Source organism: Wolbachia endosymbiont (group B) of Protocalliphora azurea, from assembly GCF_947251865.1.
Taxonomy (GTDB): Bacteria; Pseudomonadota; Alphaproteobacteria; order Rickettsiales; family Anaplasmataceae; genus Wolbachia.
In genome coordinates this window covers 483,982-509,833 of the sequence record NZ_OX366394.1, presented here as the reverse complement: position 1 = coordinate 509,833, position 25,852 = coordinate 483,982, and the positions used below count along the sequence as shown (strand labels likewise).

Genomic DNA, 25,852 nt, shown 5'->3' with positions numbered 1-25,852 from the left:
AGTTAGATTTTACTTTTATATAACAAAATATTGTCAATAAAACGCCCAAATAAGTAATGTGAATCATGTGTACCTGGCGCTTCTTCTGGATGGTATTGAGTAGAAAAGACTGGGTAATCCTTCATCATTATCCCCTCTACACTATTATCAAATAGAGAAATATGAGTAACTTCAACGTTACTTGGAAGAGAAGCTGAATCAACAACAAAACCATGATTTTGGCTAGTTATCTCAACTTTTTTACTCTCCAGATCATAAACTGGATGATTACTCCCTCGATGACCAATATCCATCTTGACAGTCTTTGCTCCCAAAGTAACTGCAAGTAATTGATGGCCCAGGCATATGCCAAAAACTGGTATTTTAGATTTCACAATAATTTCTATTTCTGAAGTTACACTCTCTCCTATCTCTTGTGGATCACCAGGGCCATTTGAAAGCACTATACCATCTGGATTCATGCTTAATATTTTGTGAGCAAAACCTGTATCTGGTTTGACTAATTCAACCGCACAATCAAGTTCTACTAAGCGTGAGATTATACTATTTTTTACACCGAAATCAACAATTACAACCCTATATTTTGCATTAAGAACGCTTTGAAAGTTATTACTTAAACTGACTTTCTTAGTTATTTCTATTCCATTTACAGATTTGTATTTCTTCAATTCATCTAATATATGTACCTCACTTGACGGACATATCATTCCATTTTGAGATCCATGTTTTCTCAAATATCTCGTCAAAGCTCTAGTATCAATTCCCGATATCCCAACTACATTATTTTTCTCCAACCAATCATTTAAACTAATATATGAAGAAGAGTGAGACATAGGAGAAAGTTCACGCATAACCACACCACTTGCAAAAACTTTTTCTCCTTCATTATCTTTGTGATTTATTCCAACATTACCAATATGAGGAAAAGTGAACGCTATTATTTGATCAGCAAAAGAAGGATCTGTTATAGTATGCTGATAACCTGTCATACCAGTGGTAAAACAAACTTCACCTATACATTTGCCTCTTTTACCTACCGATTTTCCCAAAAAGTACTTGCCATCTTGTAAAACTAAAGCTGCATCCTGCATTTAATTCTCTCAACTCATTTAAAATATTATATAAGAATTTTAAATTACAAGTAAGCAAATACTAAATTTCCCTTTAAGTTTATATAAAATTCAAAATTATAAGTAGCTTTCTTTTTTTATTATTTAGGAAAATTATAGCAAACTTAACTTGTGTGAATAGGCAATAGTCATTACATTCATACTTCATGTTATATAAATTCACATGGATAGAAAAACTTGTCTCATTACAGGAGCATCATCTGGCATTGGAGAAAGTCTAGCACGGTTGCTCATTAAAGATCGATGGTTTGTGGTTGGCATTGCAAGGCGCACTGAAAAACTGGAAAAATTAAAAGAAGAATTAGGTAGTAATTTTTTACCTATAACATGTGATGTAAGCAAAAGTGAAAATATTAAAAACTCGTCTGATTTTTTAAAAAAGCAAAATATTATACCAAATCTCTTTTTTCTTAATGCAGGATGTGGCGAAATAGAAGATAAGTTTCATACCAACATTCATAGAAAAACATTTGAAACCAATTATTTTGGCGTTATCAACTGGATTGAAGAATGGATTCATCATAATTCCTTGGCAACTTTTGCGGTTATATCTTCTCTTGTTGCTATGCATGCAACACCACATGCTTCTGCATACTGTGCCAGCAAAGCAGCACTAAAAAGTTGTTTTCAATCACTAAAAATCCAATATTCTAACAGTAGCACAAAGTTTATCACCATAATGCCAGGGCCAGTAAAAACAGATATGTTTAAGTCTAATAAACCACTTCCCTTTATATGGGAGCCAGAAAAAGCTGCAGCATATATTTTAAAAAGTATATTTAAAGGAAAGAAAGTTATAGCGTTTCCAATTTTCTGGCGGTTATTTTTTCATATTTTACAAATTCTTCCCACTAAAATGACTGCAAGAATCTTACGATAATCACCAAATCTACCATCTTGTAAAGCTAAAGCTCTTCAAAACTCAATCGCAAGCTTCTCCACACAAAAACATCTTGACTATCGCATGTTTCATATTATATGAATAAACTGTTAATGAAAGTGGAGGGTTGCAATGCTTAATAATACAGATCAGTCTAAAAAAATAAATGAGAAATGGTTATTTATAGGAGGTGCTTCACTGTTTCTTGTAATAATGCTACCATCAATTTTTCTCTTAGCAAAAATAGCTATGATGTTTGTTATAATCTCAACTACAGCAATAGCAATAAAAATTGCCTCAAAAGCAATATCAAACGTTTTAGAGGATAAAGAGAATCAATCAACACAAAATAAAATTATAAACCTAGCTATTGGAGCAGTGTCCATACTTGCAGGTGGGCTATCATTACTTATTACAGCAAAAGTTGGTTTCATCGCAATATGTTCAACTATAGCTATTTTAGCTCTGTATGAATATATTAAAGATGAAAAAATAGGTAAGGATATAAATGATAAATTCGATGAAATAGCTAATAATACAACTGAGTTTTGCGTCAACAGCATTGAAAAACTTATTCCATCACAAAGTTGTGAAGTGTAATCTTTTGTTTATAAATTTTTAGATGCATGGCTAACGTATAAACACTGAAATCAGCACTTCCTTTCTTGTTATACTAGTAATGGCTTCCATCATCAAAAATGTTGTATTACTTTTATACTCGCAAATCTAACTGGATTCCAATGCTGGAATAACATTACCTTGAATGGAAATCGGTGCGTGATGTACATCTGTATAGAGATTAAATATGTCATTCAGTTTGTTATCATTCTAGTACTGCCATTCTATAGGTAACAGCTGTACCTGGAGCTCCTCTCTTGTCATTCCAGCACTGGAATCCAGAAAACTTAATTTCAAACCAGTACTTTCCCTCTTTTCATCCCAATTTCCAAAATGTTACTCCAGTACTGAAATCCAGCTTTTTTATAACTATCGAAAACACTGTATTACTTTACAAATTTAACTAGATATAATTACTGGCATGGCACGTTCGTAAAATTACGATAAAAAATTACTTGACAAACTCTAATAGTTTTGTTACCATGCACGGTGAAGGTGTTCTAGAGCTCGGAATCTATCTTCGTCTGCAGACTTTTCAATTCAATTAATCTATAATCTTCAGTTAAAATATATTTTAGCTATACTTCGGTCGTAGCTGTATACATTTTTCTCAATCTTTTTTATTAGTGGAGGACTATCATGTTTAAAACACTGAATTACGCATATCATTGACCTACATGTCTTTAAAGGACAGATGGTACCTATGTCCTTTTTATATAAATTATTGTGTTTTTATGTCTTTTTTAGCAATGTCATTTATTGTTTTACGCCCCAGTCTTTTTCAAATATTGCGAGCCCTTGATCAGTAAGTGGATGATTAATTAACTGTCTAAGTATTTTTGCTGGCACAGTAATTGAATGAGCACCAAGCCGTGCAGCTTCTATTACATGTGCTGGACTTCTTACTGATGCAACAAGAACTTTTGTCTTAAAATTATAATTAGAATATATAGTGCATATATCTTCTATTAGCGATAAGCCATCATAGCTTATATCATCAAGGCGACCAACAAAGGGAGAAATAAAACAAGCACCGGCCTTAGCGGCAAACAGTGCTTGTCCAGGAGAAAAACATAATGTAATGTTAGCAGGTATTTTATGTTCTGTCCACAACTTTTTACAAGAAATTAATCCTTCATGTGTAAGAGGTAACTTTACTACGATATTACTAGCGATTTTCGCTAACTTAAGGCCTTCCTTAACCATATCTTCATGGCTATCTGCAACAACTTCAACACTAACAGGTCCTTTTATAATAGAACATATTTCGCTTACTAAATCTTCGTACTTATCTTTATGTCCAGATTTTGCTATTAAAGAAGGATTAGTTGTTATACCATCAATGAACTCTTTTAGCTCCTTAATTTCATTCAAATCAACACTATCAAGAAAAATTTCCATATTATTGTCCTATTAAAAACCTATTTTTACAAAATATTGTCATCTTTGAAAAGTATTAAATAAAATCGGATTTTTAACTCAACTCAATTTTCAGTCCGTTAGGAAAGAAAATATTGCACTGAGACACAGTATAGCGCTTTCCTTAATTGGTTGCATTTTATTAACAAAATTAGCATAACCAATTTCTGAAGTTTACTAGCTTTACGTTCAATAGAAATTCTTGCATAGCCTAAAACTTAGTGCTACTATTAGTATAGTAACACAAATAGATAGTGGGGAACAATAAACAAAATGACTAAGATCTAGTTTAACGCTCGCAATTAAATTCAACTAAAAAGGTTAATACAAAAGGAGTTAATCACTCCCAAAGTAAATATATTATCAAAACAATAGTAATAGGGGGTATACTATGTCAACAAATTTCCTGACATTGAAAAACATATTAGCAGAACTGAAAAGAAAAAATAGCATTACTGTTTTAGAAGAATACTATCAGGACAAATGGGAGATTTATGACTTGCTCATGGATTTGACAAATGATGAAAATTTTAAGCAAGCATATATAGATCTATCTTTCAACAAGAGCTTTAAAAAAAACTTTATAGAATTAGCAAATCAGGCAAAAAAAGCTGTAAGTAAGTATTTTAGAGACAAAGACATAGACCTTCGAGCTTTTTATGTAGAAACTAACAATTCTGATAAAGTGTTAAACATTAATCTTATTAATTACAATAGAAGTGAGCCAATAAGAATTAGTGATATCTTACAGCAAGAAAGGGATATTAGCACATTGAATATTTATTGCAATAAAAAGCATGACATATACGCTTACCGAAAAGGTAAGGAAAGACATTATGAATTTAAAGAGGGTGCATATTATGAAATGACAAGCACTTGGCCTGTGCAGGACAAGGATGGGAAAACTTTTACCTGTACTATGGTTATGAATGTAAGTAATTCTGGTATAACTAAAGTACTACAGTTTAATGGTAAAGATTTTGAATCGCCACCTGAGGAGTTTTGGGAATTAATAAGACAAAATGAGGAATTATATATTCAAGACCTCTCTCTACATGATGCTGTAAAAGCATTATTGAAAAAGAACAAAAATGCTAACATTGCACCGGCTGTTAGTAATCTGCAAAATAACGAACATATCGTAATCAATCAAGACGAAAAGATGAAAGATCTTGAAAATGATGCTAAAAGCAATCCTATTCTTTCTTTCACTAGCAACAATGTATCAGAGGTTAATCCACAGCAGATTGCAACTCAGGCAATTGCAACTCAAACAGAAGTTAATTCACAGCACACTGAAACTCAAACAGAGGTCTCTGTGCAACACGTTAAGACTCAAACAGGAATTGGCTCTCAAGAAACTGAAACTCAGACAGAAGTTAATTTGCAAGAAGCTGCAGCGCAAACAGAAGTTAACTCACAACAACTAGATCAAAAGCTTACAAAAGCTGAACAAGAAATTAGAGAATTAAATGAGCAGAGGAACAATTTACAGCATAGGCTCGAAGAGGCCAAGCAAGAATTTGAAAAGCATAATAGTGATTTACAGAATGAACTTGGAGAAGAAAAGCAAAAAAATGCAAAATTGCAAGCTGAACTGACACAAAAAAATGCAAAGCTAGCAAATATGTCAACAGAGCTGCAAGAAAGAGCGCAAGAACTTGAAGGTGCATATGAAGAAAAGAAAGACCTGAAGAAAAAGCTGGAAGTTGCCAATGCAGGAAAAGAAGAGTTGATAAGTGAGTTAAGAAAATTGCACGAGGAATTAAATCAACTGAAAGAAGAAAAGTATAGTTTGGAAGACAAGCTTGATCAATTAGAACACTATAGCAATAGTACAAAAGAAAGCAGTGAACAACAAATATCAGATTTGAAAGAAGAGTTATTATTACTGAAAGAAGCAAATCAAATGTTAAAAGCAAAGCAAGTAGAATCAGAACAAGAACTCGTGGAGGCTAAGCAAAAAATTGAGGAATTGGAGGAACAGTGCAATGATTTACAAGTTGAGTGTAAAGAAAAGGAACAAAGACTTGAGGAAGAAATGAGTAAAACAGATGAGCGAATAATCCAGCTCAATAAGGAGCAAGAGCAGAAAATTCAAGAAATTTATGGAAAAAATAAGGAACTGGAAGAAAAGGTAGAAGAACTGAAGGAAAAGCTAAAAACTGCTAATGCAGAACAAGAGAAACGACAAGGTAAATTGAACCAGTTTGAAAAAAAAGAGAAAGAGATAGAGGAAGCAGAACACATGATAAGTGCAAGGGATAAGTGTATAGCGAGTTATAAATCTCAAATACAAAATTTAGAAAATGAGCATAACGCACATTTGGAATCTGATGAACAAGAGGCAGATCAGCTAACGTGGGATTTTGAAACGTTAAAGAACGAGCTAGAGCTTAAAGATGAGCAGATCGAGACAATAAGAGGGCAATTACGGCAGGAGATAGAAGAAGAAATAGTTAATAAGTACCGTCCATCACTGGAATTAAAGTTTAAAGAATATGAAGATGAGATTGAAAGATTAATAAGAGAAAAAAAAGAGCTAAACGATAAAGTACAATACTTAAATAGCCAAGTAGAACTGTTAAGTCCAGTAATTGATCAAGTACTTGTTAATAAAAAGGAAGTTTTTGATAATAATTCAAAAATGTTTTACCAGCTTACAGAGAAAATTGATGATTCAGAAAAAAAATCTAGGTCTTTAAGCCTTGATAGCGCATTTCATAGCGATCACTGTAATTCACTTCTAGACTTAATCAGCAGTCCCTCAAAGGTGTGTAGCCAAAGTCAGCGTGAAAATGTTTAAAGATGCACATGAGACCAGCGGCTTCTTTATTCAAGTAGCCCCTCTTGTCATCCGAGTTGTGTGTCAGCTACTTGAACGACAAACATTGAGATGACAAGAGTAGACTTATTTCTTGAACAAAAAAGAGCCCCTAAAGAGATTTGACATCAAGATAACTTAAATATATACCAACTCTCTTATCTTTTAATGATTCCTCATCATGAGTCAAATGATCAAAAACCTGAATTTGATTCGTTATAATGCTACAATTATTATTTGCAACCTCTAATATACCATTATCAATTACAACTTTTTCCTTTGTCTGGTTACTCATTTGAGCAGTAATTATACCAGGCAATAAATAAATTAAGTAAGGAGAATGGTAAGCTAAAATCACTAGCTCTCCTTCAAGCCCATTCACTGAAAGCGAAACCACTTCATCGAATGAAATTCGATTATCAGGAGAAAAAAATTGCACCTTAAAAGTGTTCATAATCTTTAATGTCCGGCTCCAACTTCAGCTTTTATTGATTCAGCCTTTTCTATTGCTTCACTTATACTTCCCACCATATAAAAAGCAGCTTCTGGCAGATGATCATATTTACCTTCAATAATTCCTTTAAAACTAGAAATAGTATCAGAAAGTGAAACAAATTTGCCAGACATGCCAGTAAATACCTCCGCAACATGAAAAGGTTGAGAAAGAAACTTCTGAATTTTACGAGCTCTATCAACAATAATTTTATCTTCATCAGATAGTTCATCCATACCAAGTATTGCGATAATATCTTGCAGCGACTTATAAGTTTGCAATATACGTTTCACCTCAGAAGCCACATTATAATGTTCTTCACCAATGATTTCAGCAGATAAAGACTGAGAAGTTGAGTCAAGTGGATCAACAGCAGGATATATACCCATTTCAGCTATCTGCCTTGACAACACTGTGGTTGCATCAAGATGAGAGAATGTCGTTGCTGGAGCTGGATCGGTCAAATCGTCTGCAGGAACATATATAGCCTGTACAGAAGTAATAGAACCAGCAGTAGTTGAGGCTATTCTCTCTTGCATAGCGCCCATATCAGTCGCAAGAGTTGGCTGATAACCAACAGCCGACGGTATTCTTCCAAGCAAAGCAGAAATTTCAGAGCCAGCTTGAGTAAAACGGAAGATATTATCTACAAAAAATAGAACATCTTGATTTTCATGATCACGAAAATACTCCGCCATAGTTAGTGCTGTTAAAGCAACCCTAGCCCTTGCTCCAGGAGGTTCATTCATTTGACCATAAACCAAAACGGCTTGAGATTTTTCGTGCTCATTTATATCTATTACATTCGAAGTAATCATCTCGTTATAAAGATCATTACCTTCACGCGTTCTCTCTCCTACTCCAGCAAACACAGAAAATCCTTTATGAGCTTTTGCTATGTTGTTAATCAGCTCCATTATCAGAACTGTTTTACCAACACCAGCTCCACCAAATAAGCCAATTTTTCCTCCTTTAAGATAAGGAGCAAGAAGATCTATAACCTTTATTCCTGTAACTAAAACTTCTTCCTGTATCTTCTGCTCAGTAAAGCTTGGAGGTGATCTATGTATAGGTTCTAAATCATACTTTCCTTTTAGCGGACCACACTCATCTATAAGCTCCCCTACAACATTAAAAATCCTTCCTAAAGTTGAGCGTCCAACCGGAACTGATATTGGTGCACCTGTATCAACAAACTCATCACCTCTTGACATACCATCTGTGCTATCCATAGCAATGCAACGAACTATATTGTCACCTATATGCTGTGAAACCTCTAAAACTAGCTCCTTGCCCTTATATTTTAGTTTGCTTTTTAAAGCATTAAATATCTTAGGCAACCCGTCTTCAAATTTTAAATCAACAACTGCTTGAGTTATTTTAACTACTTTACCTGTACTCATCTCTTTCATCACCTAACACTACAATTCTATAAAAGAACTTCTAAAGAAAATAAATCTTATATTATTAACAGAAATTTTGCAATATTAAAACACTTACTAGTTACGTTTCATTATAAACAATGCAAATGCATTCAATAGCCAAGTAATAACAAACAGCACCAAACTAAGCGCATAAGCAGCAAGAGTTTGCACACTATTGAAATCCTGATCTCCGGTAAGTAATGTAGCAATTTGTACAGTGATAGTAGTAACTGAATTGAGAGGATTAAAGGTCAAATTTGCATTGATTCCCACAGCCATTAGTACAATCATTGTTTCACCTATTACTCTTGAAATTGATAATAAAATTGCACTTAAAATTGTAGGCATTGCATAAGGTATTGTTATATGCCATATAGTTTCCGCTGGTGTTGCGCCAAGCGCCATAAAACCATAACGTAAACTTTTTGGAACAGATCTTATAGCATCTTCAAGCAAAGAAATAATAAAAGGAAGAATCATTACCCCGATCGATAAACCAGCAATCAAAGCACTTTCTGAGTGTATACTTAAATTAAAAAAATTTGCTACCTGCTTTATAAAAAAAGACAAAAATATAACTGAGAAGTATCCATATACAACAGTAGGAATAGCAGACAAAACCTGTAAGGCTGTATTAATAACATAACGCACTTTTTCACTCGCATACTCACTAATATATATTGCAGAAAATAAACCAAGCGGCACCGCAACTAACATTGCTACAATAGTTATAAGTAATGTCCCCACTAAAAGTGGCGCTATACCAAAACACCCCACCTCTCCTTCACCAATAATAGCTACATTATGCTTCCATTTTAAGCAAAATAAGAATTCTGAAATAGCTACTTTATTAAAAAAAGAAATGGACTGAACAAAAATAGATAGCATTATAAATAAAGTGATAAAAAGTGATATTGCTAAAGCCATAAATAACAAAAATTTTACCATCTTATTTCTTTTACCTTTAAGGATAAAAATCAGCATAAAAAAAAGTAACGCTATAGAAATAGAAGTTATAAAATAACCATCATAGAATGCTAACAAACAAGGTAGCATCCACATACAACTCAAATATATATAAGACTTAACTTTACTTACTGCTTGAAACTTACTCAAACAAAATAAAAGGACTAGTAAAACAAGTACGCCTATAATTAAATTCATTTTTCCATATATCAAATTTTATTCAACAAGAATGCCACAGAAGTTGACCATTATTTGACAATAGAGCAAAATAGTTTAAAATAAATAGTCATATTAATATAAAAACAATGAAAAGAACATTTCAACCAAAAAATTTAAAAAAAAAGCACAAACATGGATTTCGTTCACGTATGTCAACAAAAGCTGGAAGAAAAATTCTTAATAAGCGTCGCTCATTAGGGTGTAATAAATTATGCGCATAGTAAGCATAAAAAAAAAGAGTTTTCCTTTGCTTTTAAAAACAGATTAGCATCTTACAGTCTTTTTTATCGAGGGGTATATATATCACTATATGCTATAAAAGAAAGAGAACCTGAAAAGTATATTCATGTTATTAGAGTAGGTCTGGCTATCAGTAAAAAAGTCGGAAAAGCAGCAAAAAGAAATAAAATAAAAAGGCAATTACGAATGCTAGCTAAAGTTAGCATTTCTAATATAAGTAATGTAGGATACTATTACATAATACTAACCCATCAAAACATTATGCAAGCAGGCTATAAAAATTTACAAAAAGACCTCAATATTTGCTTAAAGAAAGATAAAATAAGAAGGAATTTTCACTAAAGTATTTACAGCTATATTTTTTATGATAAGATAAGTGAGGTTTTTAAAATAAATTAATAGATGTGGGTGCTTGAGGTAGAAAGTATAAAAAAACAAGATAAAAAGCTCGATACAAATAATGCTGAAGAGAGTTTTTATGAATATAGAAAGTCTAGCTATCGTACACAATGGGGAATGGCATTTGAACAAAGCCAATATTTAGAACAAAATAAAGATAATCCTAGAGGGAAATTGCTAAATTTTAATATAGAAGCAACTCATTACAATAAGAGAATAGTTTGATAAAAGTACCCGTTCAGGGAAGTGGTTGAAGAAACGATAGGTAGGGGATTGTATAGTTCTCTTTGTTTCCATGTTAAGTATAATGAAATTATCCTTTCAAGTTCCTAGCTCTGATTACGTAAAATATGAGCTTTTACAGTAAACGATATAATGCCTAATTTGCTGTTCAGCGTGATAGTGGAATACTTTCTGGTTTACTTAAAAAATTTCACATCATTCTTTCAGATTTTAAAATATTTTTCGCAACTTGAGAAGCTCCAGTTGCTTCAGATAGGTAGCTTCAAGTAATACCTTATACGTTTTGCAACTTTCTTACACTTCTGTTTCATTTTTTAATAAAGCTTTTTTTAGCATAAATAATTCAGTGGATGCGTTTTTTAAGTAACAGCCCAGAATTTTAACTTCAATAGTCCAGCTATGTTTCAAAGTACCTTTCAGCGACTATTACGATTGCAACATACACTGTCTTTTAAATCTTCTTTCCCTTTAAAACTTGCAGTATTGCTTCAGCACTAACCAAGTTTACCTTTATTATAACACGTTGATGCGCAAAACCTCACTTTTCTTATTCGATTTGCTCATACACCTTTTTGCATTTGAGGGAATTCTATATTCACTATTTGATACGCTTTCAATTCACATTAAAAACATCACTTATAATTTTCACGTTTTGAATTTTTATAAGATCCACTGAGTGCTACAATTATCACCTAACTATTGGACCAAATGTATCTGCTTTTTGGTAGTTTGCTACTTCTTCTTTCTCCTCATCTCCAACAACTTAATTAATATTCAATTATATAAAGTTTGATTTTCGGAAGATCAATTGTTTGATGATTTGTTAAATGTTGCTATCTCTCCTCCTAATTTGGAAATAAGTGACAAATTCTACTTTTAAATTTTCTACTTTTATCTTAAAGTTTTCGCAGAGTTCTAAAAGATCAGTTATATTACCTCACAGCTACTCTATGTTTACCTTGTTTCATCGCTCTACTGAAAAGATATAAATAAGAAGAAATTTTTATAAACTTGGCAACGACCTACTTTCCCTTTTTAAGTATCATCGGCGCTAAAAAGTTTCACTTCCGAGTTCGAAATGAGATCGGGTGGTTCATTTTTGCTATAGCCACCAAGTCAACAAAAATTTCTGACTTAATAAATTTTAATTTAATATTTAACACTGCATATGCACATATAGAAAGCAAATAAATCAATCAGGCTATTAGTACCAGTTAGCTTCACATGTTACCATGCTTCTACACCTAGCCTATCAACGTGGTAGTCTCCCACGGCCTTAATTGGGAAATTTTTTTGAAGAGGGTTTCTTGCTTATATGCTTTCAGCAATTATCCCATCTATACATAGCTACCCAGCGATGCTATTGGCATAACAGCTGGTACACCAGAGGTATATACATCTCGGTCCTCTCGTACTAGAGTCAGATCTTCTCAAATTTCCTTCACCCACGGCAGATAGAAACCGAACTGTCTCACGACGTTCTAAACCCAACTCACGTAACACTTTAATCGGCGAACAGCCGAACCCTTGGGACCTTCTCCAGCCCCAGGATGTGATGAGTCGACATCGAGGTGCCAAACGGTGTCGTCGATATGAACTCTCGAACACCATCAGCCTGTTATCCCCGGCGTACCTTTTATCCGTTGAGCGATAACCCTTCCATACAGAATTACCGGATCACTATGACCGACTTTCGTCTCTGCTTGGCTTGTCAGCCTCGCAGTCAGGCAAGCTTATGCCATTGTACTATCAAGCTGATTTCCGACCAGCTCTAGCTTACCTTCGCACGCCTCCGTTACTTTTTAGGAGGCGACCGCCCCAGTCAAACTACCCACCATACAATGTCCTAGTTCCAGATAATGAAACATAGTTAGATATCAAAAGTGTAAAGGGTGGTATCTCAAGGTTAACTCCATTATAGCTAGCGCCATAACTTCAAAGTCTCCCACCTATCCTGCACATCACACTTTTAATAGCAATGTAAAGCTATAGTAAAGGTGCACGGGGTCTCTTCGTCTAACCGCGGGTACCCCGCATCTGCACGGGGAATTCAATTTCGCTGAAGTGATGTTGGAGACAGTGGAGAAATCGTTACGCCATTCGTGCGGGTCGGAACTTACCCGACAAGGAATTTCGCTACCTTAGGACCGTCAGTGTTACGGCCGCCGTTTACTGGGGCTTCAATTCAGAGCTTGCACCCCTCCTATTAACCTTCCAGCACCGGGCAGGCGTCAGACCCTATACTTCCACTTACGTGTTTGCAGAGTCCTGTGTTTTTAGTAAACAGTCGCTACTCCCTATTTTGTGCCACCTACTTATAGTTGCCTAAAAGCAGGTTACCCTTCTTCCGAAGTTACAGGTATAATTTGCCGAGTTCCTTCAACATCATTCTTTCAACACCTTAGTATACTCTACTCATCCACCAGTGTCGGTTTACGGTACGGCCTCATAAATATAAGTGCTATTTCCTGGAGCTTCTTTTAAGCATAGATCAATCCAATAAGACCTATACAAATACAAAACCCGTCACACTTAAGAGGTTTAGGAATATTAACCTAATTGCCATCGACTACTCCTTTACGGACTCGCCTTAGGAACCGACTAACCCTACGCAGATTAACTTAACGTAGGAACCCTTAGATTTTTGGTGAGAGTGTTTTTCACACTCTTTTACGCTACTTATGTCAGCATTCTCACTTCCGATATCTCCAGCAGTTTTTACAAACCACCTTCACAGACTTACGGAACGCTCCGCTACCGCGCCTATTAATCGAAATTAATAAGCACCCACATCTTCGGTATACAGCTTTAGCCCCGGTACATTTTCGGCGCAGAAAAACTTATTTAGACAAGTGAGCTGTTACGCTTTCTTTAAAGGATGGCTGCTTCCAAGCCAACCTCCTAGCTGTAATGGTTTTTCTACTTCCTTTCCCACTTAGCTGTAATTTTGGGACCTTAGATAGTGATCTGGGCTGTTTCCCTTTCCACCACGGACTTAGCACCCATAGTGTGTCTGCTGTATAATTAATTATTGGTATTCGGAGTTTGGTTAGATTTGGTAAGATGATGAATCCCCCTAGTCTATCCAGTGCTCTACCCCCAACAACATAAATACAACGCTCTACCTAAATAGATTTCGCGGAGAACCAGCTATTTCCAAGTTTGATTGGCCTTTCACCCCTAATCACAACTCATCCAATAATGTTGCAACATTAACTGGTTCGATCCTTCAGTATGTTTTACCATACCTTCAATCTGGTCATGACTAGATCACTTGGTTTCGGGTCTAATCCATAAAACTAAACGCCCTATTCAGACTTGCTTTCGCTACGCCTACACCTATCGGCTTAAGCTTGCTTCATAGATTAACTCGCTGACCCATTATGCAAAAGGTACGCTGTCACTCTAAATATCAATAAATTGATATAGAGCTCCAACTGTTTGTAAGCACTTGATTTCAGATTCTATTTCACTCCCCTCCCGGGGTTCTTTTCACCTTTCCCTCACGGTACTTGTTCACTATCGGTCGTTAAGGAGTATTTAGGCTTGGAGGATGGTCCCCCCATATTCAAACAGGATTTCACGTGCCCCGCTCTACTCAAGGATTTAAAAACTTTCTATTTGTACAGGACTATCACCTTCTATGGTTACCATTTCCAGAGTATTCTAATTCTTATTTTTAAATCACTAGCCTTTTCCGCTTTCGCTCGTCACTACTAACAGAATCTCGGTTGATTTCTTTTCCTTTGGCTACTTAGATATTTCAGTTCACCAAGTTTGCTTTATATACTTAGTATATAATAACTAGCTAAGCTAGTTGGGTTTCCCCATTCGGAAATCTGCGGATCAAAATTTGTTGACAATTTCCCGCAGCTTATCGCAGCCTGCCACGTCCTTCATCGCCTCTTAACGCCAAGGCATCCATCAAGTGCTCTTAATAATTTATTTATCTGACTATATGTAGAATATGCAGAGTTAAATATTAACTTACAATTGAATTGAGATTAAATAATCTCTACCATAAAACTTTTCAAACATCTAAAAACTAATCTTTTATATGTTACAATCTGATAAATCATATGTCAACGCCTTTTTACACAAAACATTTACCTATTATTATCAACAACAATATACCAGCAATCTTAAACATTATAATCTAAGAAATATTTGACAAATTGATATGTACAGAAAAATTAATGAAAAAGATATTTTGTAAGATAAAATGTGTTAAAATTAGTTACCTAAAAATGAACATTTGGAGTATTTCTAATGTATGAAAAGTAATCTATCTTTTATAAAAAACTTTGCTTTAAATTGTATATCCAAGCTCACTGGCTTATTAAATAGTAAAAAAGTAAAAAATTTCATTATGGATAAATACAGTACTCTCCATAAAGAAATTGTAGTGTTTCTTGAAAAATCTAAAAACCTGTTAAATACCAACACTGAAATCGGGTTATATCACTTCTATAAAGGTAATATATCAGATGCAAAGTTAAGATTTTGGTTAATTAGCATATTCTACCCTAATTTACCTCTAGTCTGGTATAATATCGGAAGATGTCATTTTGCAGTAGGCAATACTAACAAAGCTTATAATTATTTAACAAAAACCCTAAAATTAGATAGTAGTCATAAAGAAGCTTCTTACTATATAAAGAAAATAACAAACACATCAGATATTGTGGAATTGCCTGAAAATCTCATAAAGCAATATTTTGATTACACAGGTGAATATTTTGTTGAGCATTGGCTAATTGCCAAACAATACAGAGGGCATGAACTAGTACACATGATAATTACAAAAGTCTTTAACAACTCCACTTCTAAACTGAATATACTCGACCTTGGTTGCGGTACTGGAATATGTGGTCACTTCCTAAAAATAAGTAATATTAGAAGTCGCATAACAGGAGTTGACATCTCAAATAGAATGCTCAATATTGCAAGAGGATGCCTTATAAAAGGTAAACCTGTTTACGATGAGTTAATACATACAGAAATGAAAGAGTTTCTTAAACAAGAGAAGAACCAGCAGTATGATGTAATTATCTTTGCTGAAGTGCTACACTATCTACATGATTTTCTAGCAGAATTGGAACTAGCAAAAGGATTGACAAACAAAAAAGGGGTTATTGTATGTTTAGTAAGAAGAAAGGAAGGTAAAGGTATTGACTTTGTAAACAAAGGAGATTATTTTCGTCACTCAGAAGATTATATTCAGCATGTTGCAAAAGAAACAAATATGCAAATAAGTCAAATGAGTTACTGTAAAATATATGGCAGCCAAGTTGATGGTATCTTGTTTGCATTACAGTATCCACAAAAAAATTTAACAACTTAATCGAGAAATCGCTCAAATAAATGTCTATATTATCATAAAGGGAGTCTTATGAATTACATTGCTATTAACTACGCAAAGGATAGTAAATTAACTGATTTTGGAAAAGCAGTTCTATTGGACAGGTATTTAATAGAAAATGAAAGTTATCAAGATCTCTTTATACGTATTGCCAATTACTACTCTGATAATAAAGAGCATGCACAGCGTCTTTATGATTACATGAGCAATTTATGGTTCATGCCTTCAACTCCAATACTTAGTAATGGTGGTACCAAGAGAGGATTGCCTATTTCCTGCTTTCTTAACGAAACTGAAGATAGCTTGCAGGGAATAGTTGATTTATGGAATGAAAATGTTTGGCTCGCTGCACGTGGTGGTGGAATAGGTAGTTATTGGGGAAATTTACGTTCAATTGGTGAAAGTGTCAAAGGTAGCGGTAAAACATCAGGAATTGTGCCATTTATCGTAGTACAAAATGCTCTGACGCTTGCAATCAGCCAAGGATCCTTAAGAAGAGGAAGCTCAGCAGTTTATCTTCCTGTATGGCATCCAGAAATAGAAGAGTTTCTAGATTTACGTAAGCCAACTGGTGGTGACCCAAATCGCAAAGCATTAAATATACATCATGCTGTAATAGTAACAGATAAGTTTATGCAAGCTGTTGAAGATGATCAAGAATGGGATTTAATAAGCCCTCATAACAATAAAGTTATTTCAACAGTAAAAGCACGGGATATATGGATTAAAATATTAACAGCAAGAGTTGAAACTGGAGAACCTTACATTATTTTCCTTGATGCAACAAATAACAATAAGCCAGAATCTTACAAAAAACTCAACTTAGACATCAAAATGTCAAACCTATGCAGTGAAATAACTTTAACTACAGGTTACGATCACCTGAAAAAGTCACGCACTGCTGTATGTTGTTTATCATCCGTAAATCTTGAATACTACGAAGAATGGAAAGATAATGAGCTTTTCATAGAAGATATAATGCGTTTTCTTGATAATGTATTAGAGGATTTCATAAACCAAGCACCAAATGAAATACAGCGAGCAAAATATTCCGCAATAAGAGAGCGTAGTATCGGTCTTGGCGTGATGGGTTTTCATTCATTTTTACAAAGTAAAATGGTTCCTTTTGAATCAGTAACAGCCCAACAATGGAATAAAAAAGTATTTAAGCATTTGCGCGAGCAAGCAGATGTAGTTTCTAAAAAATTAGCAGAAGAAAAAGGTCCATGTCTTGATGCTAAAGAAATCGATCTAATGGAAAGGTTTACACATAAGCTCGCTATTGCTCCAACTGCCTCAATTTCGATTATCGCAGGCAACACTTCCCCTGGAATAGAGCCATATGCAGCAAACGTATTTATACAGAAGACACTTACAGGTTCATTTGTAGTACGAAATAAATTCTTGCAAAAACTACTAGCAGAAAAAAATCAAGACAATGATGAAATATGGTCCTCAATTTCAACAAATGAGGGTTCTGTTCAGCATTTAGATTTTCTTAGCAAGCATGAAAAACTGACATTTAAAACAGCATACGAACTTGATCAACAATGGATCATAGAACATGCAAGTGATAGAACTCCTTATATTTGTCAATCTCAATCAGTAAATCTGTTCTTACCTGCCAATGTGCATAAACGTTACTTACACAAAATACATATGCTTGCTTGGAAAAAAGGATTAAAAAGCTTGTATTATTGCAGATCACAATCAATGCAGAGAGCTGACAAGGTCTCACATGACATATTAAAAAAAAGTGAAATATTGCAACAAAAAACAGATATTAATTATGATGAATGTCTATCATGCCAGTAGACTGTACATAACTTACTGTCACAAAAATACAATTGTACAAAAGTTATGTTTTCATAGATGCTACATAGAAATCCAGATGAATTTCTAAAGTCTATTCCAAGAGATAAACGTATAATGTGCCTTGATATGGGAGAAAAACAAATAGGCATAGCATTTAGTGATAAAACACAGCTTATAGCTACAGCTCATAGTATATATTATAGAAGAAATATGAGCAAAGATTTAGGTTATCTAAATAGAGTGCTTAAAGAAAATGAAGCTGGATCAATGGTAATAGGACTACCATTCAAAATAGATGACCAAGAGACTGAATGGTGTAAAGCAATAATCCAGTTTGCAAATAAAATAATAAAAAAATGTAAAGTACACATATACCTACAAGACGAAAGTCTATCAACATCTCTTGCAACTCACGCACTAAAAATTACTGGAATATCAATCACAAAATCAAAAAAAATAGATGATAAAATTGCTGCATGTATTATTCTGCAACGAACGTTAGATAAGATAAATACCATCAAATAGTTTTTTCAACTGAATTCATGTAAAACTATTCAATAAAACAAGAACTTCTCGTATAAGCATGACAAATTGCTGTAGCAAGAGCATCAGCAGTATGATGACATTTTATATTTAAGTTTTTAACTATTTGCTTCACCATAAATATAATCTGATCCTTATCAGCATGACCATTTCCAGTAATGCTCTTTTTTATATAGTTTGCATCATATTCATTCATGGGTAAATCCGTCATTCGTAATATTAAAATTGCAATCGCTCTTGCATATCCTAAAGTTAGCGAAGATTTTGGGTTCTTATTAACAAAAATTTTCTCTACTGCAGCTTCATTTGGAGAGTATAGAGAAATTACTTTCTTTAATTCTTCAAAAATTATATGTAAACGCTCACCTGTACCCAACTTACTATCAGTTGATATGGCACCACCACCCAAAAATTCAATACTATTTTTTTCTTCCAGATTGATAATTGCCCAACCAGTTTTGCTTATTCCTGGATCTAGACCTATTATCTTAATCACTTAATAAATGCTGAGCCAATAAACAAACAAAAATAAAAATATCCAAACTACATCAACGAAGTGCCAATACCAAGAAGCAAACTCAAAACATAAATGATCTTGAGGTGTAATCTGATTTTTTCGAGCTCTAAATAAACATACTGACAAGAATATTATCCCTATTATAACATGTACACAATGAAAACCAGTAATCATGTAAAAGTTGGATGTATAGATAAGTTTCTCTCCCGCTTCTTGTAGAGAAAAACTTGCTTCATAATACTCAATTGCTTGCACTATTATAAAGAACATCCCAAGCAATATAGTTATAGACAGCATTTTAATCATGCTCTTTTGATCATTTTCAAGTAAAAAATGATGTGCTGAAGTAATCGTTGTACCAGAAAGTAATAATATTAGTGTATTCATAAATGGTAACGACCACGGATCCGGTGGTAAAATCCCTTCAGGGGGCCATTCAACTTTTTTTGTAGGAGAAAACGCTTCAAATAAAAAAACCGGATCAAGCCAGGCTTTAAAGAATGAACAAAAGAACGCTATAAAAAACACAACTTCCGAGAGGATAAATAAGTACATTGCAAGCTTGAGTCCATGTTTTACAATGGCAGTATGGCATTTATCATAAATTGCTTCTCTTATTACATCTCTCCACCAATAAAACAGCACTCCTGATACCGCAGAGATTCCCAAAACTAAACCAAATATTCCAGAAATTTGTTTATGGAGTGTACCAACTAATCCAAGTGCAAGAACAAGAATTGCTGCTGATATAGCAATTGGCCAGGGACTTGGGTCCACTAAATGAAAATCATGTTCTTTACTTTTCATATCACTTTCAAAAATACATATCAAGCATACAAATTAGCTTAAAATTGTCAATATTTCTTAAAATCTTGATCAAATTTTGAAAAATTATATGCGCTATTCCAAAAGTCTAACTCAAATTGTGCAGTTATTTTAAATAATTCAAGCATTCTGGTTCTTTCACTTTCCCTTGCTTTGTTACAATACTCGTCAACAATATCTTCCAAAGCAACACATCCAGATTCCATCAAACTACCGCCAAAAAAATCAAACCAATCCTTATATCTATTATTTTTTTTAATTTTATTTCTCATATTATCAACAATAATTTTATATATAAAATGGCAAGAGTAAAGAACTGTTACAGCTTCATAAATGTCGCTATACGAAGTAGACAAAAGAAAGTTAGTAAAATTGAAACATTCAAGCGACTTTTCTCCACGATTTATGGAGTATACAGTAAAGTAGTGGTCGTATAACACTCTCATAATCTCTATTCCTCCTTTAGCCACCCCAATCAATGGAACAATGTTATTACAACTCTCCATTTTTGATGCAGTCATTAAAACAGTACGAACATAATCAGCTAAAAAGAATGCATCTTGTTGTATATAAAATTTGAAGTTTTCTATGTTTAAAGTATTATTTGCTAATTCAACATTGAAAGGATGCTCAATAATATCCTTTAAAAGATTTGACCCATAATAACTCTTAATTATACCACTAAACATCACATAAACTAGAATATAATTTAGTGTTAATACTACAGATTATGCTAGAGAATACATCTCATCCCAAAACATTATTTCTAGCTCTAGACCTCTCTTAAAAAACTCACGCATCTTTTTCCTCTCACAATCACCAGCCTTTGCATATAGATTATTTGCAACGTCAGTAACTTGATTAATCGTAGCATTCATTACTGTGTTATTATAGATATCAATCCACCCTTGATATCTGTGATCTTCAACTTTTTTAGGCATAACCTCTCCTACCATATGATTTATAATAATTTGGTATATATTAAAACAAGGATAAGACGCTGCTAAAGCTTCAGCAACAGAATTATGATATGCAGCACGCATAAAAAAATCAGTAAAAGCAGAACAAGATTTTGATTTTTTATGATTATCGGATAAATCACAAGTCTCAAAATATTCAGTATACTGCTTTCGAACCGCAAATGTTCCCCTTGCTACATTAACCAAACTGCCCATTATTTCAATGTCATCAACTTTAGCTGCAATAATCAATAAAGCACGAGTACAGTCCACTAAATATAAAAAATCCTGCTGAAGATAAATTTTGAACTTTTCATAATCTAGCGTATTGTTTATCAATTCAACATTGAAAGGATGTTCTTTTATTTCTTCAATAAGATCAGATGATTCTTTTATAGCAATATCATAAAATTCTTCTTTTGGTTTGTTGGACATCTTGTAAGCCTCATAAATATTAAAACTAGTATAGTTACTAAAAAGTTACTTACAATTTATAATAAGTTATTATATCAGTATCAAGCTAGAAATAAAAGAGTTTAATAGTTTAAAGAAATTCTCTCTTTTCTTCTTCTATATTAAATTCTTTACAAAAATCAGTAGATAAGTCCACACCTTCCCAAGAAAATCCACCATCACTTTCTAACTTTTTACCAAAATGCCCATAGCAGGCTGTACGTTTATATATAGGACGATTAAGTGATAAATGTCTTATTATGCCTTTAGTTGATAAATCTATGTTACCTTCAATAAACCCTTTAATCCTCTCTTCATCTATTGTATTCGTGCCAAATGTATCAATGTAAAATGAAGTAGGTTTTGAGACACCAATTGCATAAGAAAGCTGCACAAGACAACGTTCAGCTAAACCTGCAAAGACAATATTTTTAGCAAGGTATCTCGCCATATAAGCTGCGGATCTATCAACTTTTGTTGCATCTTTTCCAGAAAACGCTCCTCCACCGTGTGGAATATAGCCTCCATAAGTATCAACCATAATTTTTCGTCCGGTTAATCCACAATCACCAACTGGTCCACCAATAACAAATCTACCTGTTGGATTGACTAAGAGATTTTCTTTAGGGCACATCCACCCTTCAGGTAAAGATGAAGCTATGTAAGGATAAATTATTTCCTTCACTTTCGATTGACTCAGATCCTCAAGATGCTGTATTGAAACAACAATACTTTCAGCACGCACTGGAAGGTTATTCTCATACGCCAAAGTGATTTGCGATTTTGCATCCGGACCAAGCTTTACCTCTTTGACCATACTCATGATATTTCTCAGAATCGAGTGTGCATAAAAAATGGGTGCTGGCATGAGGCTTTCTGTCTCTATTGTTGCATAGCCATACATTATGCCCTGATCCCCAGCACCTTGATCCACACCTATTGCAATGTCATTTGATTGTTCATGTAGCAGTATATTTACTTTCACTGTTTCCCAGTGGAAACCATCATGCTCATAACCAATATCTTTTATTGTATTCCGTACAATACTTTCAATCTTGCTATTTTCAATGTTCGGCCCAAATACTTCCCCAGCTATAATAACATTATCTTTAGTAACTAAAGTCTCTATTGCAGTACGAGAGGAAGAGTCATTAAAAAGGTATTCGTCAAGTATTGCATCTGAAATCTGGTCTGCTACTTTGTCTGGATGACCGGCTGCTACTGATTCACTGGTTACTGAATTCTTATGTAAAACCATCGTTTAGTTACACGATATCAAAACTATTGCAAATTTAAATGGTGGGTCTGGGAAGAGTTGAACCTCCGACCTCACGCTTATCAGGCGTGCGCTCTAACCACCTGAGCTACAGACCCGTATCTATTCAAGCCAAGGCTTGCATATCATCTGTAGGCACAACATCAATAAACGTCTTTTTATTTGCTGATTTTCTAAAACTCACCCAGCCTTTCGTTTTAGCAAAAATCGTATGATCTTTACCCATACCAACATTCTTTCCAGGATGAAATTTTGTACCTCTTTGACGTACAATTATGTTACCTGGAATAACCTCACCATTCTTCTTTATCCCGAGTCGACGCCCTGCCGAATCTCTACCATTACAGGAACTACCACCTGATTTTTTAGTTGCCATATCTTACCTCTTACTTTTGAAGACTAATTTCATTGATACGAAGAACAGTAATATACTGCCTATGACCATTTTTCCTACGGTAATTTTTTCTTCTCTTTTTCTTAAAGATTATAATTTTTTTATCTCTACACTGCTCCAGTACTTCAGCTTTAACAACAGCATTAGATGAACAAGATAAGCCATTGTTTGAAACACAAATCACTTTATTGATTTCCACTTCCTCTTTTTCTTCAGCTTGTAATCTTTCTACTTTAATTATGCTGCCTTTTTTTACTAAATACTGCTTTCCACCAGTTTCGATTACTGCAAACATGACAAATATCAATTATTGTTATTAACACTAATCGTAAATGATGTTACACATACTGTCAATATAAATAAAAACATGAAATACTTCTACCTTTATCTGCTTTTCCTCGTGGAGAGTAGTCAAGTTTTAAAACTTGACTACTCTCAAATTCTCTTAGTCTCATGAAAACTTTACGACGTTAATAAAAACTCAAGCTTTCACTAAAAACATTCAATCGGAGCTTATAAATTAAAACTCATTCCAAGTTCAAACCCATGAGAAAAATTACTGAACTTGTGAAGTTTATAGCCAGCGAAAACATTCGTTCTCTCAGAAAGTGGAAGATTAATACCAGCACCTATCTGGTAGGAAAAAAACTTTTCTACGTCTGGCTGTTGATCTTGCTGTGCTGGTTGAGATACTTTAGCTCCACCTCCTACACCAAAAGTAACATAAGGGGTAATATCCGTACTTTCAAATTGATGATGATAATGAAGCTTTGCCATGAATCCTAACTCTGCCAAAGATCCTCCAAACAAAACAGATTTCAATACAGGACCAGCTGAAATTTTTATGCTATCTGTATAATGATAGCCAAGCTCATAATTAATACCAAGATTGCCATATGACGACGAAGTATAGATTCTATCTCTAATCCAATCAACTCCAAAAGACGGTGCTGACAGAGAACAGCAGACTACTAAAGTAATACCAATTCCCACTATGCAAAGAACAGATAGACAATAATGGGAAAGAAGTGATAATAAAGTAGATAAAATAGAGAGGTATAAATGGCATTAAGGTCAAAACTATTAGACGAAAAAGTTGTAAATTTGGCGAAAGAAATGTTAAAAAAGGTCAGAAATAACGCATATGTTTCAAAAAAGTTACAAGCGGTGATAGCAGGAAAAGAAAGTAGTATAAGCGCTGTGGCAAGAATATGTAAAATTTCAAGGACTGCTTTGACTGAATGGATAAAGCATCTAAAATTTGGTAGAGTAGAAAGATTATTTGCCCCGTCTCAGCGGCGAAGAAAAAGCAAATTAAAGAAAAATCAACGTGAGCAAATTGAAATATGGGTAGAAAGAAATCCAAATATTACTATTAAGGAAGTGCAGATAAAAATCTCAGAGGAATTTGGCCTAAACATTAGCAAATCAACAGTGCACCGTGAGATACAAAGGATGAAATTTTCTTATATAACACCGAGGCCAATGCACCATAAACAAGATAAAAACAAGCAAGAAGAGTTTAAAAAATACTTCAATAAAATAGTCAATTCCCACCCTGAAAAAGAGGTGTTTTTTTGATGAATCACGATTTGGAACTCATTCAAAAATCGGACACGGATGGTTTAAAAAAGGGGTCAGAACGCAGGTTAAAATGAAAATTGGTAGACAAAATTTCTATATCTACAGTGCGGTAAATCCAAGAAGTGGTAAGAAAATCAGCCTACTTGCTCCATATGTAAACACTGATTGTATGAATATATTTCTGGAGCAGATGTCGAAAGATTTAGGCACGAAAAAAGCCTTTCTTGTAATGGATTGTGCAAGTTGGCATAGATCAAAAAGTTTGAAATTTCAGGAAAACATTACCATTATATACTTGCCTCCTTATTCACCGGAACTGAATCCTGTTGAGAGGTTGTGGCAATATATCAAATACAATACTTTACGTAACAGAGTCTACGATACCATAGGCTTACTTGCAGATGTTCTGTGTAATTTTATTGTCAGTATTTCCAGCACTACTATTAAACGAGTTTGTAATGTTTCTTATTTGTTCGATTAGTAATGGAATTTGGTATAAGTAATTTTTTCATTTTTACCCTCTAACCATGAATATACGCATATATACCCACAGAAAAGTTAAAAATCACATAACTTACATAATAAAATCGGAATCACTTTCTTAGCTACTTGCCTTTCTCTTGCAATTGCCAAACTTCTCTTTGTCACATTTTGTTACCTACTGCAATCATCATTTTAGCCTATATCACTTGCTTTTTTTCAACAAAAATTCAAACCAGACTTCACTAAAAACATTCAATCGGAGCTTACAAATTAAAACTCATTCCAAATTCAACCCCATGCGAAAGTTCATGGAACTTTTGCAGCTTGTAGCCAGCAAAAACACTTGTTCTCTCAGAAAGTGGAAGATTAATACCAGAACCTATTTGATAAGAAAAAAATTCTTCTACGTCTGGCCCTTGATTTTCTGAAAGAGGAATTTTAGCAACTCCTCCTATACCAAAAGTAACATAAGGAGTAATATCTGTATTTTCAAATTTATAATGATAATGAAGCTTTGTCATAAGTCCCGCGTCTAAAATCCCTTCACTCATAACAAGTTTAACTGCAGGACCAAATGAAATTTTAATGCTATCTGTACAATGATAGCCAAGATCATAATTAACACCAAGCATGCCATATGACGAAGAGGTGTAGGTTCTATCTTTAACCCAATCAACTCCAAAAGACGGTGCTGACAAAGAACAGCAAGCCAACAAAGTAAGTAACTTTTTCATTTTTATCCTCCAAAGATTAATATATGCATATACAAGCATATAAATATTAAAA

Annotated in this window: 24 protein-coding genes, 1 tRNA gene, 2 rRNA genes and 1 pseudogene; 10 read left to right on the top strand and 18 right to left on the bottom strand. The window is 34.0% G+C overall.

All coding sequences use genetic code 11. From position 1 onward, the window contains the following. Nucleotides 1-2 precede the first annotated feature (2 nt). A complete protein-coding gene (gene carA, locus OPR35_RS02320) occupies nucleotides 3-1,091 on the bottom strand; it encodes a glutamine-hydrolyzing carbamoyl-phosphate synthase small subunit (RefSeq protein ID WP_007302530.1) in 1,089 nt (362 codons plus the stop codon). Between the two features lie 202 nt (nucleotides 1,092-1,293). Here carA and OPR35_RS02315 point away from each other — a divergent pair, with 202 nt between their 5' ends. Then, nucleotides 1,294-2,010 carry an SDR family NAD(P)-dependent oxidoreductase gene (locus tag OPR35_RS02315; RefSeq protein WP_007302529.1) on the top strand — a complete coding sequence of 239 codons (717 nt, stop codon included), beginning with the start codon at nucleotides 1,294-1,296 and terminating at the stop codon, nucleotides 2,008-2,010. 132 nt (nucleotides 2,011-2,142) lie between these two features. Further along, the gene (locus OPR35_RS02310; RefSeq protein ID WP_264684835.1) at nucleotides 2,143-2,610 is read left to right on the top strand and encodes a hypothetical protein; all 468 of its coding nucleotides are present in this window, start codon (nucleotides 2,143-2,145) and stop codon (nucleotides 2,608-2,610) included. A 774-nt stretch (nucleotides 2,611-3,384) separates the two neighbouring features. On the opposite strand, the gene fsa is transcribed toward OPR35_RS02310, so the two are convergent. Continuing rightward, nucleotides 3,385-4,029: a fructose-6-phosphate aldolase gene (gene fsa, locus OPR35_RS02305; RefSeq protein ID WP_007302527.1), complete on the bottom strand. Its 645-nt coding sequence runs from the start codon at nucleotides 4,027-4,029 to the stop codon at nucleotides 3,385-3,387. A 409-nt stretch (nucleotides 4,030-4,438) separates the two neighbouring features. Between fsa and OPR35_RS02300 the strand changes: the two genes are divergently transcribed. Further along, nucleotides 4,439-6,853: a hypothetical protein gene (locus OPR35_RS02300; protein WP_265024965.1), complete on the top strand. Its 2,415-nt coding sequence runs from the start codon at nucleotides 4,439-4,441 to the stop codon at nucleotides 6,851-6,853. A 130-nt stretch (nucleotides 6,854-6,983) separates the two neighbouring features. Here the strand turns inward: OPR35_RS02300 and OPR35_RS02295 are convergent, their stop codons facing one another. The 3 genes from OPR35_RS02295 to pstC all read right to left on the bottom strand — a co-directional run bounded on the left by OPR35_RS02295 (nucleotide 6,984) and on the right by pstC (nucleotide 9,952). Continuing rightward, nucleotides 6,984-7,325, bottom strand: a complete 342-nt coding sequence (locus OPR35_RS02295) for a F0F1 ATP synthase subunit epsilon (RefSeq protein WP_012482002.1) — start codon at nucleotides 7,323-7,325, stop codon at nucleotides 6,984-6,986. A 5-nt stretch (nucleotides 7,326-7,330) separates the two neighbouring features. Continuing rightward, nucleotides 7,331-8,767, bottom strand: a complete 1,437-nt coding sequence (gene atpD / locus OPR35_RS02290) for a F0F1 ATP synthase subunit beta (RefSeq protein ID WP_007302524.1) — start codon at nucleotides 8,765-8,767, stop codon at nucleotides 7,331-7,333. Between the two features lie 96 nt (nucleotides 8,768-8,863). Further along, nucleotides 8,864-9,952, bottom strand: a complete 1,089-nt coding sequence (gene pstC, locus OPR35_RS02285; RefSeq protein WP_012482001.1) for a phosphate ABC transporter permease subunit PstC — start codon at nucleotides 9,950-9,952, stop codon at nucleotides 8,864-8,866. 107 nt (nucleotides 9,953-10,059) lie between these two features. On the opposite strand from pstC, the gene rpmH reads away from it, so the two are divergent. From rpmH to OPR35_RS02270, 3 genes are read left to right on the top strand one after another with little or no spacing between them, the layout of a single operon-like run. Next, a complete protein-coding gene (rpmH, locus tag OPR35_RS02280) occupies nucleotides 10,060-10,194 on the top strand; it encodes a 50S ribosomal protein L34 (protein WP_010404613.1) in 135 nt (44 codons plus the stop codon). Further along, nucleotides 10,178-10,555, top strand: a complete 378-nt coding sequence (gene rnpA / locus OPR35_RS02275; RefSeq protein ID WP_081439702.1) for a ribonuclease P protein component — start codon at nucleotides 10,178-10,180, stop codon at nucleotides 10,553-10,555. The genes rpmH and rnpA overlap by 17 nt, the downstream gene beginning before the upstream one ends. Nucleotides 10,556-10,615: 60 nt before the next feature. Continuing rightward, nucleotides 10,616-10,837 (top strand): hypothetical protein, encoded by a 222-nt coding sequence (locus tag OPR35_RS02270; protein WP_007302521.1) that lies wholly within the window; start codon nucleotides 10,616-10,618, stop codon nucleotides 10,835-10,837. On the opposite strand, the pseudogene OPR35_RS02265 reads toward OPR35_RS02270, so the two are convergent. The 3 genes and pseudogenes from OPR35_RS02265 to OPR35_RS02255 form a co-directional block, all read right to left on the bottom strand. Continuing rightward, nucleotides 10,816-11,673: pseudogene (locus OPR35_RS02265) on the bottom strand (IS66 family transposase); the annotation flags it as partial. The gene OPR35_RS02270 and the pseudogene OPR35_RS02265 sit on opposite strands and share 22 nt — an antisense overlap. Before the next feature lie 191 nt (nucleotides 11,674-11,864). Then, nucleotides 11,865-11,971 (bottom strand): 5S ribosomal RNA (rrf, locus tag OPR35_RS02260). A gap of 67 nt (nucleotides 11,972-12,038) precedes the next feature. Beyond that, nucleotides 12,039-14,803, bottom strand: a 23S ribosomal RNA gene (locus OPR35_RS02255). A 325-nt stretch (nucleotides 14,804-15,128) separates the two neighbouring features. Between OPR35_RS02255 and OPR35_RS02250 the strand changes: the two genes are divergently transcribed. The 3 genes from OPR35_RS02250 to ruvX are packed head-to-tail and all read left to right on the top strand — an operon-like array spanning nucleotide 15,129 to nucleotide 18,557. After that, entirely contained in the window at nucleotides 15,129-16,199 is a 1,071-nt protein-coding gene (locus tag OPR35_RS02250) for a methyltransferase domain-containing protein (protein ID WP_007302520.1), read from the top strand. 48 nt (nucleotides 16,200-16,247) lie between these two features. After that, on the top strand, nucleotides 16,248-18,032 hold the full coding sequence (locus tag OPR35_RS02245) for a ribonucleoside-diphosphate reductase subunit alpha (protein WP_265024964.1): 1,785 nt from the start codon (nucleotides 16,248-16,250) through the stop codon (nucleotides 18,030-18,032). Between the two features lie 57 nt (nucleotides 18,033-18,089). After that, the gene (ruvX, locus tag OPR35_RS02240; RefSeq protein WP_143689150.1) at nucleotides 18,090-18,557 is read left to right on the top strand and encodes a Holliday junction resolvase RuvX; all 468 of its coding nucleotides are present in this window, start codon (nucleotides 18,090-18,092) and stop codon (nucleotides 18,555-18,557) included. 25 nt (nucleotides 18,558-18,582) lie between these two features. Here the strand turns inward: ruvX and ruvC are convergent, their stop codons facing one another. The 9 genes from ruvC to OPR35_RS02195 form a co-directional block, all read right to left on the bottom strand. Next, the gene (ruvC, locus tag OPR35_RS02235; RefSeq protein WP_019236913.1) at nucleotides 18,583-19,071 is read right to left on the bottom strand and encodes a crossover junction endodeoxyribonuclease RuvC; all 489 of its coding nucleotides are present in this window, start codon (nucleotides 19,069-19,071) and stop codon (nucleotides 18,583-18,585) included. Then, entirely contained in the window at nucleotides 19,072-19,899 is an 828-nt protein-coding gene (locus OPR35_RS02230) for a cytochrome c oxidase subunit 3 (RefSeq protein ID WP_019236912.1), read from the bottom strand. 47 nt (nucleotides 19,900-19,946) lie between these two features. Beyond that, nucleotides 19,947-20,606 carry a TenA family protein gene (locus OPR35_RS02225; RefSeq protein WP_007302513.1) on the bottom strand — a complete coding sequence of 220 codons (660 nt, stop codon included), beginning with the start codon at nucleotides 20,604-20,606 and terminating at the stop codon, nucleotides 19,947-19,949. Between the two features lie 39 nt (nucleotides 20,607-20,645). Further along, nucleotides 20,646-21,311, bottom strand: coding sequence for a TenA family protein (locus OPR35_RS02220; protein WP_007302512.1), 666 nt, complete (start codon nucleotides 21,309-21,311; stop codon nucleotides 20,646-20,648). Nucleotides 21,312-21,420: 109 nt separating this feature from the next. Then, complete coding sequence (gene metK / locus OPR35_RS02215; RefSeq protein WP_149168794.1) at nucleotides 21,421-22,587, bottom strand: methionine adenosyltransferase; 1,167 nt, start codon at nucleotides 22,585-22,587, stop codon at nucleotides 21,421-21,423. A gap of 39 nt (nucleotides 22,588-22,626) precedes the next feature. Further along, nucleotides 22,627-22,703 (bottom strand) — tRNA-Ile (locus OPR35_RS02210). A gap of 8 nt (nucleotides 22,704-22,711) precedes the next feature. Further along, nucleotides 22,712-22,981 carry a 50S ribosomal protein L27 gene (gene rpmA / locus OPR35_RS02205; RefSeq protein WP_006012184.1) on the bottom strand — a complete coding sequence of 90 codons (270 nt, stop codon included), beginning with the start codon at nucleotides 22,979-22,981 and terminating at the stop codon, nucleotides 22,712-22,714. Nucleotides 22,982-22,991: 10 nt separating this feature from the next. Beyond that, nucleotides 22,992-23,294, bottom strand: a complete 303-nt coding sequence (gene rplU, locus OPR35_RS02200) for a 50S ribosomal protein L21 (protein ID WP_007302510.1) — start codon at nucleotides 23,292-23,294, stop codon at nucleotides 22,992-22,994. 218 nt (nucleotides 23,295-23,512) lie between these two features. Then, nucleotides 23,513-23,992 (bottom strand): acyloxyacyl hydrolase, encoded by a 480-nt coding sequence (locus tag OPR35_RS02195; RefSeq protein WP_265024963.1) that lies wholly within the window; start codon nucleotides 23,990-23,992, stop codon nucleotides 23,513-23,515. A gap of 69 nt (nucleotides 23,993-24,061) precedes the next feature. On the opposite strand from OPR35_RS02195, the gene OPR35_RS02190 reads away from it, so the two are divergent. After that, a protein-coding gene (locus tag OPR35_RS02190) for an IS630 family transposase (RefSeq protein WP_230608967.1) occupies nucleotides 24,062-25,064 on the top strand; the annotation gives its coding sequence in 2 pieces (ribosomal slippage) (nucleotides 24,062-24,571 and nucleotides 24,573-25,064; 1,002 coding nt in all). A gap of 265 nt (nucleotides 25,065-25,329) precedes the next feature. Here the strand turns inward: OPR35_RS02190 and OPR35_RS02185 are convergent. Then, complete coding sequence (locus tag OPR35_RS02185) at nucleotides 25,330-25,800, bottom strand: P44/Msp2 family outer membrane protein (protein WP_052264904.1); 471 nt, start codon at nucleotides 25,798-25,800, stop codon at nucleotides 25,330-25,332. Nucleotides 25,801-25,852: the final 52 nt, after the last annotated feature.